At 71.5% G+C, this 15,230-nt stretch carries 20 protein-coding genes; 11 read left to right on the top strand and 9 right to left on the bottom strand.

What is annotated here, in order from left to right; genetic code table 11:
- Positions 1–6 precede the first annotated feature (6 nt).
- Genes EJK15_RS17420 through EJK15_RS17410 form a run of 3 tightly spaced genes read right to left on the bottom strand, consistent with a single transcriptional unit; the run spans position 7 to position 2,941 of the window.
- Positions 7–954 carry a VWA domain-containing protein gene (locus tag EJK15_RS17420; protein WP_138711488.1) on the bottom strand — a complete coding sequence of 316 codons (948 nt, stop codon included), beginning with the start codon at positions 952–954 and terminating at the stop codon, positions 7–9.
- A gap of 1 nt (position 955) precedes the next feature.
- Positions 956–1,894, bottom strand: a complete 939-nt coding sequence (locus tag EJK15_RS17415; RefSeq protein WP_138711487.1) for a DUF58 domain-containing protein — start codon at positions 1,892–1,894, stop codon at positions 956–958.
- Positions 1,895–1,939: 45 nt separating this feature from the next.
- Entirely contained in the window at positions 1,940–2,941 is a 1,002-nt protein-coding gene (locus EJK15_RS17410; RefSeq protein ID WP_138711486.1) for an AAA family ATPase, read from the bottom strand.
- A 56-nt stretch (positions 2,942–2,997) separates the two neighbouring features.
- Here EJK15_RS17410 and EJK15_RS17405 point away from each other — a divergent pair, with 56 nt between their 5' ends.
- The 6 genes from EJK15_RS17405 (at position 2,998) to EJK15_RS17380 (ending at position 8,419) form a co-directional block, all read left to right on the top strand.
- Positions 2,998–3,768, top strand: a complete 771-nt coding sequence (locus EJK15_RS17405; RefSeq protein ID WP_171074362.1) for a hypothetical protein — start codon at positions 2,998–3,000, stop codon at positions 3,766–3,768.
- 46 nt (positions 3,769–3,814) lie between these two features.
- Positions 3,815–4,675, top strand: coding sequence for a DUF2268 domain-containing putative Zn-dependent protease (locus tag EJK15_RS17400; RefSeq protein ID WP_138711485.1), 861 nt, complete (start codon positions 3,815–3,817; stop codon positions 4,673–4,675).
- Positions 4,676–4,868: 193 nt separating this feature from the next.
- Positions 4,869–5,432 (top strand): ClpP family protease, encoded by a 564-nt coding sequence (locus EJK15_RS17395; protein WP_138711484.1) that lies wholly within the window; start codon positions 4,869–4,871, stop codon positions 5,430–5,432.
- A gap of 1 nt (position 5,433) precedes the next feature.
- Positions 5,434–6,051, top strand: a complete 618-nt coding sequence (locus EJK15_RS17390; RefSeq protein WP_138711483.1) for an ATP-dependent Clp protease proteolytic subunit — start codon at positions 5,434–5,436, stop codon at positions 6,049–6,051.
- A 312-nt stretch (positions 6,052–6,363) separates the two neighbouring features.
- Entirely contained in the window at positions 6,364–7,569 is a 1,206-nt protein-coding gene (locus EJK15_RS17385) for a M20 family metallopeptidase (RefSeq protein ID WP_138711482.1), read from the top strand.
- Positions 7,570–7,657: 88 nt separating this feature from the next.
- Positions 7,658–8,419: a sulfite exporter TauE/SafE family protein gene (locus EJK15_RS17380; RefSeq protein ID WP_138711481.1), complete on the top strand. Its 762-nt coding sequence runs from the start codon at positions 7,658–7,660 to the stop codon at positions 8,417–8,419.
- Between the two features lie 29 nt (positions 8,420–8,448).
- On the opposite strand, the gene EJK15_RS17375 is transcribed toward EJK15_RS17380, so the two are convergent.
- On the bottom strand, positions 8,449–9,591 hold the full coding sequence (locus EJK15_RS17375) for an MFS transporter (RefSeq protein WP_240777034.1): 1,143 nt from the start codon (positions 9,589–9,591) through the stop codon (positions 8,449–8,451).
- Between the two features lie 46 nt (positions 9,592–9,637).
- Positions 9,638–10,393, bottom strand: coding sequence for a DeoR/GlpR family DNA-binding transcription regulator (locus EJK15_RS17370; RefSeq protein ID WP_138711479.1), 756 nt, complete (start codon positions 10,391–10,393; stop codon positions 9,638–9,640).
- 43 nt (positions 10,394–10,436) lie between these two features.
- On the opposite strand from EJK15_RS17370, the gene EJK15_RS17365 reads away from it, so the two are divergent.
- The 4 genes from EJK15_RS17365 to EJK15_RS17355 are packed head-to-tail and all read left to right on the top strand — an operon-like array spanning position 10,437 to position 12,458.
- The gene (locus tag EJK15_RS17365; protein WP_138711478.1) at positions 10,437–11,408 is read left to right on the top strand and encodes a helix-turn-helix transcriptional regulator; all 972 of its coding nucleotides are present in this window, start codon (positions 10,437–10,439) and stop codon (positions 11,406–11,408) included.
- A gap of 52 nt (positions 11,409–11,460) precedes the next feature.
- A complete protein-coding gene (locus EJK15_RS17360) occupies positions 11,461–12,072 on the top strand; it encodes a LysE family translocator (protein ID WP_138711477.1) in 612 nt (203 codons plus the stop codon).
- The gene (locus EJK15_RS70620) at positions 12,069–12,242 is read left to right on the top strand and encodes an alpha/beta fold hydrolase (protein ID WP_171074361.1); all 174 of its coding nucleotides are present in this window, start codon (positions 12,069–12,071) and stop codon (positions 12,240–12,242) included. Before EJK15_RS17360 ends, EJK15_RS70620 begins: the two co-directional genes overlap by 4 nt.
- A gap of 3 nt (positions 12,243–12,245) precedes the next feature.
- Positions 12,246–12,458: a hypothetical protein gene (locus EJK15_RS17355; protein ID WP_138711476.1), complete on the top strand. Its 213-nt coding sequence runs from the start codon at positions 12,246–12,248 to the stop codon at positions 12,456–12,458.
- Here the strand turns inward: EJK15_RS17355 and EJK15_RS17350 are convergent.
- Positions 12,455–12,877, bottom strand: a complete 423-nt coding sequence (locus EJK15_RS17350; RefSeq protein ID WP_171074360.1) for an SRPBCC domain-containing protein — start codon at positions 12,875–12,877, stop codon at positions 12,455–12,457. The two genes, EJK15_RS17355 and EJK15_RS17350, sit on opposite strands and share 4 nt — an antisense overlap.
- Complete coding sequence (locus EJK15_RS17345) at positions 12,874–13,173, bottom strand: ArsR/SmtB family transcription factor (protein WP_276615401.1); 300 nt, start codon at positions 13,171–13,173, stop codon at positions 12,874–12,876. Before EJK15_RS17345 ends, EJK15_RS17350 begins: the two co-directional genes overlap by 4 nt.
- A 98-nt stretch (positions 13,174–13,271) precedes the next feature.
- Here EJK15_RS17345 and EJK15_RS17340 point away from each other — a divergent pair, with 98 nt between their 5' ends.
- Positions 13,272–13,613 carry a VOC family protein gene (locus EJK15_RS17340; RefSeq protein ID WP_171074359.1) on the top strand — a complete coding sequence of 114 codons (342 nt, stop codon included), beginning with the start codon at positions 13,272–13,274 and terminating at the stop codon, positions 13,611–13,613.
- A gap of 155 nt (positions 13,614–13,768) precedes the next feature.
- Here EJK15_RS17340 and EJK15_RS17335 read toward each other — a convergent pair whose 3' ends face one another.
- Positions 13,769–14,134 carry a cupin domain-containing protein gene (locus EJK15_RS17335; RefSeq protein ID WP_138711472.1) on the bottom strand — a complete coding sequence of 122 codons (366 nt, stop codon included), beginning with the start codon at positions 14,132–14,134 and terminating at the stop codon, positions 13,769–13,771.
- A 263-nt stretch (positions 14,135–14,397) separates the two neighbouring features.
- Positions 14,398–15,207 carry an SDR family NAD(P)-dependent oxidoreductase gene (locus EJK15_RS17330; RefSeq protein WP_138711471.1) on the bottom strand — a complete coding sequence of 270 codons (810 nt, stop codon included), beginning with the start codon at positions 15,205–15,207 and terminating at the stop codon, positions 14,398–14,400.
- Positions 15,208–15,230: the final 23 nt, after the last annotated feature.

Below are 15,230 nucleotides of genomic sequence, written 5' to 3'. Positions count from 1 at the left end.
AAAACGTTACGGGATTCGGGAACCGAACATGACCGCGGCGCCGGCCACCAGCAGCCCGGCCAGGATCGCGGCCACGATGAACCACTGGGTGATCTCCTGGTTGACCAGCTTGTAGCCGAGCGAGGTGCCGATCTGCTCGTAGACCTCGCGCAGCTCGCTGCCGGATTCGGCGGCGTAGGCGCGGCCGCTGGTGCCGTCGGACAGCGACTGCAGGGTCTGCTTGTTGACCGGCACGTTCACCGGCCTGCCGTCGATGCTGACGGTGCCCTCCTGGGTGCCGTACGCGATCGTGGAGACCGGCACGCGCGCCTGCTGGGCCGCCTCGATGGCCTCGTTGACGGACCTGCCGGAGGTGTTGTCCCCGTCGGAGAGCAGCACGATCGCGGCCGGTGGCGGGTCGGTGGCGGCCTGCTGGTCGAAGGAGCGCAGTGAGTCGAGTGCGTTGAAGACGGCCTCGCCGATCGCGGTGCCCGGGCGGGTGGTGAGGTTGCCGATCGCCGTGATCACGGCCTGGTGGTCAGTGGTGGGGGAGATGACGACGTTGGCGGAGCGGGCGAAGGAGACCACGCCGACGTTGAAGCGGTCGGGCAGCTCCCTGGCGAACGCCTGCGCGGCGGCCTTGGCGGCGGTGATCCGGTTGGGCTGGACGTCGTCGGCGTCCATGGACAGGGACACGTCCAGAGCGATCATGATGGTGGCGCGGTCGCGTGGCACGCGTACCTGGTCGGCGGGCTTGGCGGCGCCGACGACCAGGAACGACATCATGACGAGGAACAGCGCCGGCGCGACGTGGCGGCGCCAGCCTGGCCCGGCCGGGGCGACGAGGTTGAGCAGGGCCAGGTTGGTGAAGCGCACGGTGTAGCGGCGGCGGGCGAACATCGCCGCGATGTAGCCGGCGATGAGCAGCGCGACCAGGACGAACAGCCACAGCCAGGCGGGGGCGAGGAACGTCATGTCACCTTCCGGTGGGCCTTGTGTGGGCAAGGTGGCTCATGCGGCGCTGGCGCAGGACGAACTGTGCGATGTCGAACACCCAGTCCCGGTCGGTCCGCAGCACCAGGTGGGCGATGCCGGCGCGGCGGAGCGCGAGGCGGGTGCCCTCGCGCTGGAGGGCCGCCGCCTCCGCGTACGCCTGCCGGATTTTGGGTGAAAGGTGCACTTCGCGTACCTTCCCGGTCTCAGGGTCGGCGAACGCGACGCGGCCCACGTCCGGCAGTTCGAGCTCGCGCGGGTCGATGATCTCTACGGCCAGGACCTGGTGGCGGGCGGCCAGGCGGCGGATGGGGCGCTCCCATGGGCGTTCGGCGTCGGGGTCGAGGTCGGGGTGGGCGTCGAGGAAGTCGGACACGATCAACCGCATGCCGCGACGCCGGCGGCTGGCCGACAGCACGTCGAGACCCTCGGCCAGGTCGGGCGGATCCGGCACGATCCGGCCGCGGGGGGCGTCCATGAGGGAGTGCAGCAGCCCGTACAGGGCGGGGCGGCCGGTGCGGGCGGGCATGCGGTGGACGTACTCGTCGTGCAGTACCAGGGCGCCGAACCGGTCGCCCATCCGGCTCGACAGGAACCCGATCGCGCCGACCGCGGCCACGACCAGGTCGCGCTTGTCGGTGTCGGCGGTGCCGAAGTCCATGCTGGGCGACAGGTCGGCCAGCGCCCAGGTCTCCAGCTCGCGGTCCGCGATCAGGTCGCGGACATGGGGGACGGTGGTGCGGGCGGTGACGTTCCAGTCCATGCGGCGCACGTCGTCCTCGCCGGGCACGTAGACGCGGCTGTCGCCGGCCTCGCTGCCGGTGCCGGGCAGCAGGCCCTGGTGGGCGCCGTGCAGCAGCCCGTCCAGCCGCCGGGTGACCGTCAGTTCGAGGCGCCGAAGTGCTTGTTCGGCTGTGCTCATCGGTCGCTCACCGCTCCTCGACGCTCCTCATTCGCTCCGCGCCGGTCAACGGTTCTGGTTCCAGACGACGAGGGGCGGAGGCACGGCGTGCAGGATCTGCTTGACGACCTGTTCGGGGTCGACGCCGTCGGCCAGGGCGTCGAAGGTGAGCATCATCCGGTGCGACATGACGTCCACGGCCACGTCGCGGACGTCGTCGGGCAGCAGGTAGTCGCGGCCGCGCAGCAGGGCCAGCGCCCGCCCGGCCGAGACCAGGCCGAGGGTGGCGCGGGGGCTGACGCCGATCTCGATGGTCTCTGCGAGGTCGGCCAGGCCGTACTCGGCGGGGGCGCGGGTGGACATGACGAGGCGTACCACGTAGTCGGCGACGAGCTGGTGGACGGAGACCTGCTCGGCCGCCTCCTGCAGGGCCAGGAGCTTGTCGGGGTCGAGCACCCGCTCCGCCACGGGCGGGGTGACGCTCATGCGGTGCAGGATCTCCAGCTCCTCGTGCGCGGTGGGGTGCGGCACGCGGACCCGGAACAGGAACCGGTCGCGCTGCACCTCCGGCAGCGGGTAGACGCCCTCGGACTCGATGGGGTTCTGGGTGGCCAGCACGATGAACGGCTTGGGCAGCGGGTGGGTGACGCCGGCGAGGGTGACCTGGCGCTCGGCCATCACCTCCAGCAGCGCGGACTGGACCTTGGCGGGGGCGCGGTTGATCTCGTCGGCGAGCAGGAAATTGACGAACACGGGGCCGAGCTCGACGTCGAACTTCTCGTTGGAGGGATGGTAGACGCGGGTGCCGATGATGTCGCTCGGCACCAGGTCGGGGGTGAACTGGATGCGGGCGAACGTGCCGCCCACGACGGTGGCCAGGGTGGAGGCGGCGAGGGTCTTGGCGACGCCGGGGACTCCTTCGAGCAGGCAGTGCCCCCGGGCGACCAGGGCCACGATGAGCCTTTCCACCATATGGTCCTGGCCGACGATCACTCGCCGGACCTCGTCGAGACTCTGACGCAGCAGGGCCGCATCGGTTCCGCCTGGCAACTCTTCGGCGACGCTCATGACGCCATTCCACCAAACAATGCCGGAAACGTGCACGACGCCACGTCTGTGCTTTCATGGCAAACGTGGCAAGTCCGCTGCAGTACGGCGATCCGCCCCGGTTGGGGCCCTTCGTGGTGCAGGCGCGCCTGCACCAGGCGCCGGCCGGTTTCGTGTACCTGGGCCAGGCGCCCGACGGGCGTGCGGTGTCGCTGGCCGTGCTGACGAGAGGGGCCGCGCTCGACGCCGCGGCGCGCGACCGGTTCGTCACCGCGATCAAGGAGTCCGCCGGCGAGCGGTCCGGGATGCGCGGCTGGCTGAATCGGGCGTCCAGGTCGCGGGGCGCGGTCCTGGACGGCATGCCCGAGGTGATCGACAGCAACGGTGGGCGGGCGCCGTGGGTGGCGGTGCCGTACGTGCCGGGCCGGCCGGGGGCCGAGCGGTTCCTGGAGCCGGTCATGGTGGGCGGCACGCTGATCGGGCAGGCGCACGGCCCGGACTTCGTACCGTACTGGCTGACCGACCGCGCGCCCGCGCTGCCCGGGCCGACCAGGCGGCGCCGGCCGCTGACCGAGACCCGCAAGCGGGTGCTGATGGCCGCGCTGGCGCTGGCGCTGCTGTTGCTGCTGGTGACCTCCATCCTGCTGCTCCTGCTGCTGGGCAGGCGCGACAGTGAGCCGCAACCCCGGCAGCTGCCGCCGACGGTGTTCGTGCCGACTCCGCCGCCTGTTCCGGAGACCACGGAGCCGCGGCCGTCGCCGTCGCCGTCGCCGTCGCCGACCGAGAGCGGGCAGGCCACGCCGGGCCGCTCGCCCGGGGACGATCCCGGCGAGGAGTCGCCGCTCTGAAATCCGGCTTGAGTCTCACGTGACGTGAGGCTTTAGCGTCCGCGGCATGGAATTCATCATTCATGACACGCTCACGGCGATGGCCGAGCTGCTCGGGCGGCCGCTCGAACGCCGGCCCGAGGCGCTGCGGGACATGCTGGCGCCCATGCGCGCGGCGATCCCGATGCCCGGCGACATCGTCGGCATCCACCACCAGGGCGGCGGCTTCCGCGTCGACGCCGACGACCCGCGCTACCTGCCCGCCGTCCGGCGCATGATCGAGGCCGACGTGCTCGGGCGGGTCCGGCGCGAGCTGGAGCGCGCCTCCGACCGGCTGGGCGAGGCCAAGCAGGCCGAGTCGCTGCAGGTCATGTTCGTGATGGGCAATCCCGGCGACGAGCACCTGATGAAGGTCGTCGGTGGCTACTACGGCATGGGCGGCGCGCCCGGCTGGCTGTACCTGCTGGCATGGCCCTCCGACGAGGTGATCGGGAGGATCGCGCACCTCGCGGTGCACGAGTTCCACCACAACGTGCGCTTCACCAACGTGGAGTGGAACCCGGTCACGGTGACCGTCGGCGAGCACGTGGTGGCCGAAGGGCTGGCCGAGGCGTTCGTACGGGAGCTGTCGGGGCCGGCGGCCATGGGCCCGTGGTCGTCGATGGTGACGGGGGAGGAGTTCGACCGGGCGTACGAGCTGATCATGGCGGACTTCGACCTGGCGGGGATGCAGCACACCTCGGCGTACGTGCTGGGGGACAGCGCCATGCGGAACTTCGGGCAGGAGCCTCGCGGCATTCCCGACATGGCGGGGTACGGGGTGGGGTTGCGGCTCGTCGACCAGGCCCTGGCCGCCACCGGCCTGACCGCCGCCGAGGCCACCCTGCTGCCCGCGGCGGAGCTCATGCGGCGCGGTGGCGTCCGGTAGCGCGCCCCCAGGATGAGGCACGCCCATCGCCGGAGAAAGTTCCCTCTCACATCCGCGATTGTATGTCGATGATTATTCGCTCTCGGAGGAATGCGCGCTTAGAGAAATGCGCCGCCAGCGAAAAGATTCCATAATTCACGCCCGCTGGGTCTAGCGTTTTTCACGGTAATACCCGCACAGAAAGGCGACCGTCATGACGGAGACCCAGCGCGCGGCCTGGCCTGACCAGCTAAGCCAGCGCCTGCTGAACGAGCGCATCGTCGTCCTCGGCCAAGAGGTGGACGATGAGATTTGCAACCGGCTCTGCGGGGAGCTCCTATTGCTGGCGGCCCAGGACCCCAAGCGCGACATAACCCTTTACATCAATTCCCCGGGCGGTTCGGTGCACGCCGGGATGGCGCTCTACGACATGATGCAGTTCATTCCGTGCGACGTGGCGACGGTCGCGATGGGGTTCGCCGCGTCCATGGGCCAGCTGCTGCTGACGGCGGGCGCGAAGGGCAAGCGCTACGCCCTGCCCAACGCCCGCATCGTCATGCACCAGCCGCTGGGCGGCATTGGGGGCTCGGCCACCGACATCCAGATCCAGGCCGAGAACATGATCTACACCAAGCGCAAGATGGCCGAGCTCATCGCCCACCACACGGGCCAGCCGCTGGAGCGCATCCAGGCCGACTCCGACCGCGATCGCTGGTTCACCGCCAAGGAGGCGCAGGAGTACGGGATCGTCGACCACATCTCAGAAGGGATGAACTGATATGAGTGGCCGCTACGTGCTGCCGTCGTTCACGGAGCGCACCTCGTACGGCATCAAGGAGCTGAACCCGTACAACAAGCTGTTCGAGGACAGGGTCATCTTCCTGGGGGCGCCGATCGACGACACCGTCGCCAACGACGTGATGGCGCAGTTGCTGACGCTGGAGTCGATCGATCCCGACCAGGACATCAACATCTACATCAACTCGCCGGGCGGCTCGCTCACGTCGATGACCGCCATCTACGACACGATGCAGTACGTCCGGCCGGAGATCCACACGGTCTGCATCGGCGAGGCGGCCTCGGCGGCGGCCGTCCTGCTGGCGGCCGGCACGCCGGGCAAGCGGGCCGCGCTCCCGCACGCCCGCGTCCTGCTGCACCAGCCGCACACCGAGGGCGGGCGGGGGCAGTCCAGCGACCTGGAGATCCACGCCAGGGAGATCCTGCGGATGCGCGACCAGCAGGAGGAGATCCTGGCGCGGCACACCGGGCGGTCGTCACTGGAGATCAGGAAGGACATCGAGCGCGATCGGATCTTCACGGCCGAGCAGGCGCGCACGTACCAGCTGATCGACGACATCTACGCGTCGCGGAAGCGCACGCTGGTCCCGTCCCGCTGACCTTGCCTGTGGCGGCGCGCCTTCGTGGAAGGCGCGCCGCCTTTCTGCTTCCTGGCACATGCCCCGGCACGAGCACCGGTGCGGCACATGAGCGGCATCAGCGCCGGCACGGCTCCATGCGGCCGCGTGGAGCTGGTCTTCGGCTGCTCCCGCCAAGGCCGCTGACGCATGCCCTGGTGGCCGCCGTGTTCGCGGAGGCTGCGAAACTGGGTGTGCGGCTGGAGCCGTTCGACACGTTCGCCCGCCTGGCCGACGCCGAGGCCGGGCGGCGCCGATGAGCGAGGACCATCTCGCCGGACTGGAGGCCCGCCGATGACCGTGGGAAACGACGTGGAGGCCGGGGAACTGCGCGCCTGGATCGCCGGGCACCGCGCCGAGATGCTCGCCGACCTGGCCGCGTACGTCTCGCTGGAGACGCCCAGCAACGACAAGGCGCTGCTCGACGCGGGCCTGGACTGGCTCGACGGCTACCTGGCGGCCCGGCTCGGCGCCCCCGCGGCCACCCGGCGGGCCGACGGCGGCGCGTTCGGCGGCATCGGCGGGCGGGGCGACATCGGCGTGTACGGCGACGCCCGCATCAACGACTACCCGGGCCAGGGGAACGCCCCCATCGTGCTGCTCGCGCACTACGACACGGTGTGGCCCGCGGGGACGCTCGCCTCGTGGCCGTTCACCGTCGAAGGCGACCGCGCCACTGGGCCAGGGACGTTCGACATGAAGGCGGGCCTGGTACAACTCGTCTGGGCGTTGCGCGCGCTCGACGCCACAGGGTTGCCCCGCCCGCCGCTGCGGCTGCTGCTCAACGGCGACGAGGAGATCGGCAGCCCGGTCTCGCGGCCCCTGATCGAGGAGGCGGCCCGCGACGCCGCGGCGGTGCTGGTGTTCGAGGCCAGCGCGGACGGCGCGCTGAAGACCGCGCGCAAGGGCGTCGGCATCTTCCAGCTGGCCTTCACCGGGGTGGAGGCGCACGCCGGGCTCGAGCCGGCCAACGGCGCCAGCGCGATCGACGAGCTGGCCAGGGCCGTGCGGCGGCTGCACGACCTCGCCGACCCCGGCGCGGGCACGACCGTCAACGTGGGGGTCGTGGCCGGTGGCACGGGCTCGAACGTGGTCGCGGGTGCGGCCCGCGCCGAGGTCGACGTACGCGTCTCCAGTCAGGCCGAGGCCGCCCGCGTGGACGCCGCGCTCGCCGGCCTGCGTCCGCACGATCCCCGGGCCTCGATCCAGGTCCGCGGGGGCTGGAACCGTCCCGCCATGGAACGCGGGCCGGGCACGGCGCGCCTGTTCGCGCTGGCCTGTGCGGTGGCCGCGGAGATGGGCCTCGACCTGCGCGAGTGCTCGGTCGGCGGGGCCAGCGACGGCAACTTCGCCGCGGCCCTCGGCGTGCCCGTCCTGGACGGGCTCGGCGCCGTGGGGGCGGGCGCCCATGCCCGGCACGAGCACATCAGCGTGGACGGCATGGTCGAACGCGCCGCCCTCACCGCCGGCCTGCTCCGGGCGCTGGCCTTGCCAGACTGATCAGCGGGTCCGCCGGGCGGGGGCCGAAACCAAGCGAATGCGCCGCTTGTACACTCGTGGGGTTTCTTGGGGGAAACGGGGGAGTGGCGTGCCGCTGGAGCAGGTCCTGGTGTTGCTGGTCGCAGCGGCGGGCGCCGGGTGGATCGATGCCGTCGTGGGCGGCGGCGGGTTGCTGCAGCTCCCCGCCATCATGATGACCGGGATGCCGACCGTCGAGGCGATGGCCACCACGAAGCTGTCGTCGGTGTTCGGCACCGCCTCGGCGGCCGTGGCGTACGCGCGCTCCACCAAGGTCGACCGTCAGGTGGCGCTGCCCGGCGCCGGGCTGGCCGTGCTGAGCGCGGGCCTGGGGGCGTGGGCCGCGGCGGCGATCTCGGCCGAGGCGCTGCGGCCCGCCGTGATGGTGGTGCTGTTAGGGGTGGCCGCGTTCGTGACGTTGCGGCCGTCGATGGGGGCCGTGCCGGAGCCTCACTTGCGTACCAACGCCAGGGTGCTGGCCGCGGTGGTGGTGGGCGGGGTGGGGATCGCGTTCTATGACGGGATCATGGGGCCGGGCACGGGAACGTTCCTGATCATCGCCTTCACCACCATCCTCGGGCTGGACTTCGTCTCGGCCTCCGCCTCCGCGAAGATCATCAACGTCGGGACGAATCTCGGCGCGCTCGTGGTGTTCGGGACGCAGGGGCACGTGCACTGGGCGCTGGGGCTCGGCATGGCGGTGTGCAACATCGCCGGCGCCCAGCTCGGCGCCCGGATGGCGCTCAAGCGGGGTGCCGCGTTCGTGCGGATCGTGCTGTTGTGCGTGGTGGCGGCCATGGTGGTCCGACTGGGCTGGCAGCAGTTCGGCTGAGTCCCGCCGCCCGAATTCACGCGTACGGGTCAGCCGACGGGTTCCGCCGTACGCGTGCGCAGCGCCGTGGCGGCCAGGGCGACGAACGCGGCCAGCAGCGCCGGGATGGCCAGCGCGCGCGGCAGTCCCACCAGCTCGGCCGCCGCCCCGATGAACACCGGCCCCGACAGGAACCCCAGATACCCGATGGAGGCCACCCCCGCCAGCGCCCGCCCGGCGAACGCCGGATCCCGGTGCCCCGCGGCCGAGAACACCTGCGGCACGATGCACGACAGCCCGGCCCCGAAGCAGCCGAACCCGGCCACGCCCGCCACCGGATGCCCGCCGAGCAGCGCCAGCCCCAGCCCCACGGCGGCCAGCAGCCCGCAGCAGCGCACCAGTGGCACCGGCCCGAACCTGGCCGCCAGCCGGTCTCCCGCCAGCCGGCCCGCCGTCATCATGATGGAGAAGGCGGCGTACCCGGCGGCGGCGAACGCCGGCGAGGCGGCCAGGTCCTCGCGCAGGTAGACCGAGCTCCAGTCGGCCGCCGCCCCCTCGCCCACCAGGCAGCAGAACGCGAGCACGCCCAGGAACACGATCCCCTTGGGCCGCCTGCCCCGGCCACCCGAGGCCGGACTCCCAGGCGGAGCCGAGCGCAGCGCCCACCGCGCGGCCCAGAACGCGAGCACCGCGATGAGCGCCCCCACCGACCAGAACGTGGCCGCGGGCGTGAGCTCGAAGTGCGCGAACAGGCCGCCGCCCGTGGCTCCGGCGAACCCGCCGATGCTGAAGACGGCGTGGAACGACGACATGATCGGCCGCCCGCAGGCCCGCTCCACCTCGACGGCGTTGGCGTTCATGGCCACGTCCAGGATCCCGTGCACGATCCCGAACAGCAGCAGCGACCCGGCCAGCACGCCCAGGTTCCCGGCGTGGGCGGCGGGGACGAGCGCCAGGCCCTGCACCAGTGCCGCCGGGATCATGACGCGGTAGCTGCCGTGCCGGTCCACCAGGCGGCCCACCGCCGTCATGCCGATGACCGCGCCGGCGGCGATGGCCAGCAGGGCGAGGCTGAACTGGCCGTCGCCGAGGCCGAGGCGTTCCTTGATGGCGGGGATGCGCGCGGTCCACATGCCGATGGCCGCGCCGGCCAGGAAGAACAGCAGGTAGACGGCCGTGCGTTCGCGCCTCACGCGACCACCCCGGCTTCCGCGCACCCGCCGGCGGCATGTCCGCGGCTCATTCGGCGACCTCCCTGACCGCCACGCCGGCCGCCACCAGGGCGTCGCGTTCCTCTCGCGGTATGCCGGAGTCGGTCACCACCACGTCCAGCCGCGAGATCGGGCACACCGCCCCGAATGACGTACGCGAGAACTTGCCGGAATCGCAGGCCACGATCACCCGCCGGGCCGAGGCGATGGCCGCCTGCTTGACGGCCACCTCCGGCAGGTCGTGCGCGGTCAGGCCGTGCTCGGCCGACAGGCCGCAGCAGCCGATCACCGCCGTGTCGAAGCGCAACGCCTTGATGGAGCTCTCGGTCAGCGGGCCCGTGAAGTTCAGCTCCCCTTGGCGTACCTCACCGCCTGGCAGCACCAGCCGCACGCGCGGCGCCGCGGCCAGCATCGACACCGACTGCAGGGCCAGCGGCAGCACGGTCAGGCGGCGGTCGGCCAGGGCGCGGGCCACCTCCAGCGCGGTCGAGCCGCCGTCCAGCACCACCGCCTCGCCGTCGGCGATCAACCCGGCCACCTCGGCGCCGATGCGCCGCTTGGCCTCCACCGCCTCCCGCTCGCGCACGCCGAACGGCGGCTCCTCGCCGCGCAGCAGTAAGGACAGCGCGCCGCCCCTGACCCGGCGCACCACTCCCTGCTGGGCCAGCTCGTCCAGGTCACGCCTGATCGTCATCTCTGACACGCCGTGCTCGGCGGCCAGTTCGGCGACCGACACGCTGTCCTGCACCCGCAACGCGTTCATGATGGCCCGCAAACGCTCCATATGTTCATACAAACACGACATATGTGCGCAATACAATGGGGACATGCGCGCCAGCCGCCTCCTCTCCCTCCTCCTGCTCCTGCAGACGCGCGGTCGCATGACCGCGCCCGAGCTGGCCGCCGAGCTGGAGGTGTCGGTCCGCACGGTCTACCGCGACGTGGAGGCGCTGTCGGCGGCCGGCGTGCCGGTGTACGCCGATCGCGGGCCCGCGGGCGGCTACCAGCTGCTGGACGGCTACCGCACCAGGCTCAACGGGCTGACCGCCGAGGAGGCGTCGTCGCTGTTCCTGGCGGGGCTGCCCGGACCGGCGGCCGAGCTGGGGCTGGGGGAGGTGGCGGCCACCGCGGAGCTGAAGCTGCTGGCCGCGCTGCCGCCCGAGCCGCGCTCGCACGCCTCGCGGATGCGCGAGCGGTTCCTGCTGGACGTGCCGAGCTGGTACCGGTCGGCCGACGACGTGCCGCATCTGAGCGAGGTGGCCGAGGCGGTGTGGGGTCAGCGGCCGCTGCACATGACCTACCGGCGGTGGGGCCGCCAGGAGGTCGACCGGGTGATCCACCCGTACGGGCTGGTGCTCAAGGGCGGCTCCTGGTATCTGGTGGCCGCCCCGCCGGACGCGTCGCCGCGCACGTACCGGGTGGCGCGCATCCTGACGCTGGAGACGCTGCCGGGGCACTTCCAGCGGCCGGCCGGGTTCGAGCTGGCCGCGTTCTGGAGCGCGTACGCCAAGGAGTTCCGCGAGCGGATGTACACCGCCGAGGCCGTCATCAAGCTCGCCCCCGGCAAGGAGGAGCTGCTGGCGTACACGATGGGCCGTGACGTCGTGGACGCCGCGCTGGCCGCGGCGGAGGCGCCCGACCCGGAGGGCTGGCGCACGCTCACCGTGCCGGTCGAGTCGATGACGTACGCGCGCTGGCTGCTGCTGCGCATGGGGGCCGGCGTCGAGGTGCTCGGCCCGCCCGAGCTGCGCGCGCTGATGTGCGAGGCGGTCGCCGAGCTTCGCAAACTGTACGAGTAGGCCGGGGATAATCCACGCGAGATTCCGGCGCGGTTCTGCCACGATGCCGGGCATGTATCTACTTGCGTTCGCGGGCGCGTGCGTCCTGGTGGCGATGGTGCCCGGGGTCAGCACCGCCATCATCCTCCGCCAGACCCTGCGCGCCGGCCGGGGCAGCGGCCTGGCCGCCACCCTGGGCAACGAGACCGGGATCCTGCTGTGGGGCCTGGCCGCCGCGTTCGGGCTGTCGGCGCTGCTGGTGGCCTCGCAGCTGGCCTACGACGTCATGCGGGTGGCCGGGGCGGTGGTGCTGGTCGTGATGGGCGCGCAGTCGCTGTGGCAGGCCCGCAAGGGGGCGCCGGCTCCCGAGGTGGCGACGGCGCCGGGCCGGCGCGGATCGTACCTGGCCGGGGTCGGGACGTGCCTGGCCAACCCGAAGGCGGCGGTGTTCGCGATGTCGTTCCTGCCGCAGTTCGTCCCGGCCGGGCAGAACGTGCCCGTGACGCTGGTGACGCTCGCCGTCGTGTGGGTGCTGATCGACCTGCTCTGGTACACCCTGCTCATCTGGACGGTCGCCAAGGCCAAGGAGTGGCTGGGCCGTCCGGCGGTGCGGCGCCGGCTGGAGCAGATCTCCGGCGTGGTGCTGATCGGGCTGGGCGTACGGCTGGTGGTGGAGTCCAGGTGACGATCTGGTGCGCCGAGCGCGGCGCGGGCGAGCCCGTGGTGCTGCTCTGCGCCCGCCACCTGGCCGGTGAGCTGCCGCGGGGGCGGCTGGTCGAGCTGGAGTGGGCCGGGCACCTGCCCGCTCTGGAACGTCCGGAGGAGATCAACCGGCTGCTCCTGGACTACCTTTAGTGCATGACGAACGACCTGGCGACCCTGATGCGGCAGGCGCAGGACGACGATCCGCTGCGGGCACTGCACGCCACCACCGCGCTGCGCCGCGAGATCGAGCGTCTGGAGGCGGTCCAGGTGCGGCGGGCCCGCGTGGCCGGGCTGGCCTGGGCGCAGATCGCCGACGCGATCGGCGTGAGCAAGCAGGCGGTGCACAAGAAGTACGGCCGGCGCTAGTCCTTCCACTGGTCGGCGTACCAGCGCAGCACGATGTTCCAGGAGTAGCCGCGGCGGATCCGCCCGGCCACGTCCGTGGGCAGCGTGTCCAGGCCGCGGTGCTCCAGCAGCACCTCGGTGCCGCCCTCGACCGGGCTGAAGGCCACCTCGATCTCCATCCGGCCGGTCTCGTTGATCAGGTCGGCCCAGACGAGGCGGCGCGGCGGCTCCCAGGTGAGGATCTTGCCGGTGTCGACGTGGCCGCCGTCGGACCACAGCTCGCGCAGGTAGCCGTCCTGGAACCGGATGGCGACGGCGCGGGCGGGGTCGACCCAGCTGTGGGGGCCGCGGACGTACCAGCTGTCGATCTCGTCGGTGAAGATCCGGAACGCGGTCGCCGGATCGACCGGCACGGTGACGCTGGCCTGGACGGCGTTCACCGGCGTTCCACGTGGTCCTTGAACGAGCCGAGCTGCTCGGCCCAGAACGCCTGCACCTGGTCCAGCCACGCCTGCAGCGCGGTGAACGGCTCCTGGCGCAGCGTGTAGAGCCGCAGCCGGGCGTCCGCGCCGCCCGCCTCGGCCCGTACGAGCCCGCCGGCCCGCAGCACGCGCAGATGCCTGCTGAGCGCGGGTGCGCTCATCTGCACGGCCTGGGCCAGCTCGCCGGCCGGGCGAGGGCCCTCGCGCAGCAGGTCGATCACCTTGCGCCGGGTCGGGTCGGCGAGGGCCGCCAGGGTGGCGTCGATATCGTTAACGTTACTGTTAATATTTGCCTGCTTCCGTTAGGCTGTTGATGCTTAACGATAGCGGCAATTATTGCGGAGGAATGTACATGGCTGTCGAGCTCCACTACTACACCCTCTCCGTCCAGGACCTGGACCGGGCGGCCGCCTTCTACGGGGCGCTGTTCGGCTGGGAGTTCAAGCGGGAGCACGAGACGTACCTGCACGTCACCAACACGGCCGTGCCCATGGGCTTCGTCGCGGGCGGGCCCTCCGCGCAGCCGAACCTCTACTACCACGTGAGCGACATCGACGCGGCCGTCGAGCACGTGCGCAAGCTGGGCGGCAGCACCGGCGAGGTGATCGAGAGCAAGTCGGGGCGCGGCTGCTCCTGCACCGACGACCAGGGGACGCAGATCAGCCTCTGGCAGCCCGACCCCGGGTTCGCGTAGAGCCCGCGCCCGACCGAGGCGAGCGTCACCTGCTGGGAAGGCGTTCTCACCCGCCAGACCGCTCCACCTCGTCGAGGGCTGCGGAGCAGATGCTTGTGCCGCGCCGCGCTCGCGGCGTGGGCCGGAGTATCCCGGCCCACGTCGTGGTGAAAGGGCTAGCCGCTCGTGGCCGTCTTCGCGTACTCGGCCATGCCACCCGCGAAGTCGAACACGACGGTTTGCTCGTCGCCGACCACCCAGGCGTCGTGCCCCGGCGGGCAGACGAACACCTCTCCGGGGCCGACCTCGGCCTCGGTGCCGTCGTTCATCCGGAGGCGCAGCCGCCCCGCGAGCACGAACCCGTTGTGGTGGATCTCGCATGAGTCCGTGCCGGCGATCGGCTTGACCGATTCGGACCAGCGCCAGCCCGGTTCGAATGTGGCCACGCCGAAGGTCAGCCCGGTCAGGTTGCACACGTCCAGGTGACCCCGCGAGAAGTCGCGGCGCTCGTCCGGCTTGTCGATGCTCTTGACTTCGATCATGATGTCCCCCTTCCGTCAAATCCAGTCTTGCACCGGGAATATGCCGCTACAAGGCGTGTGACCTGGGCAGACACCTCATATGACGGCCGTGTGCTCGACGCGGTAGGTGGACTGGACGACACCCGCGCCGAACACCTTGGTCGACACGTGTCCGAGCGGGACGTCGCCGCCGAGCGGGCCGAACAGCGGCAGCCATGACGGAGTCCCGGATCCGCCGTACGTAATCTACAATGTAAAGGCGGTCGCGCTGGTTTTGACGCATCTCAGTGCACGAAGAAACCGCCGTCGACGAAGAGCATCTGGCCGGTGACAAACGCGGAGGCGTCACCGGCCAGGAACACCGCGGCTCCCGCGAAGTCCGCGGGCACGCCGTTGCGCCTGACCATGTGGCGGGCGGCCAGCGCTTCGACGCGACCCGGGATGGCCTGGGCGGGCTCGGTCAGCGGAGTCAGCACGAACCCGGGGATGATCGTGTTGACGCACACGCCGTCGGCCGACCACGCCTCGGCCTGGGAGCGGGTCAGCCCGGCGATGGCGGCCTTGGCGGCGCCGTACGCGCCGCTGTCGCCGAAGGCGCTGACGGACTGCTGCGAGCCGAGGTTGATGATGCGGCCCCAGCCGCGTGCGGCCATTTTCGGGCCGAAGTGCTGGCCGAGGAGGTAGGGGGCGGTGAGGTTGACGGCGAGGGTCCGCTCGTAGTCGTCGACGGTGAGCTCGGCCATGGGCTTGCGGATGTTGTTGCCGGCGTTGTTGACCAGGATGTCGATCTCGCCGGCCGCGGCGCAGACCCTCTGGACGTCGTCGCGGTCGCCGAGGTCGGCGCTGATCCGGCTCGCGGTGACGCCGTGCTCGCGCAGCCGGGCGACGGCCTGGTCGAGCTCGCCGGGCCTGCGGGCGACCAGCACGATCTCGGCCCCGGCCCGGCCGATCGCCTCGGCGATGGCGTGCCCGATGCCGGAGCTGCCGCCGGTCACGAGGGCGCGGCGGCCGTGAAGGGAGAAGAGCTCATGGAGATAGTCGGGCACGGTCGCACAAGTTAGCAGCCCTCCACTTTCCGGGGGACGGGCGGGCATGCTCCTGGCTCTTATACACCTCT

It is taken from the genome of Nonomuraea basaltis (assembly GCF_005893125.1).
In the GTDB taxonomy this organism is placed as follows: Bacteria; Actinomycetota; Actinomycetes; order Streptosporangiales; family Streptosporangiaceae; genus Nonomuraea; species Nonomuraea basaltis.
The sequence above is the reverse complement of the archived record's forward strand: the minus strand, read 5'-3'. Positions and strand labels throughout refer to the sequence as shown.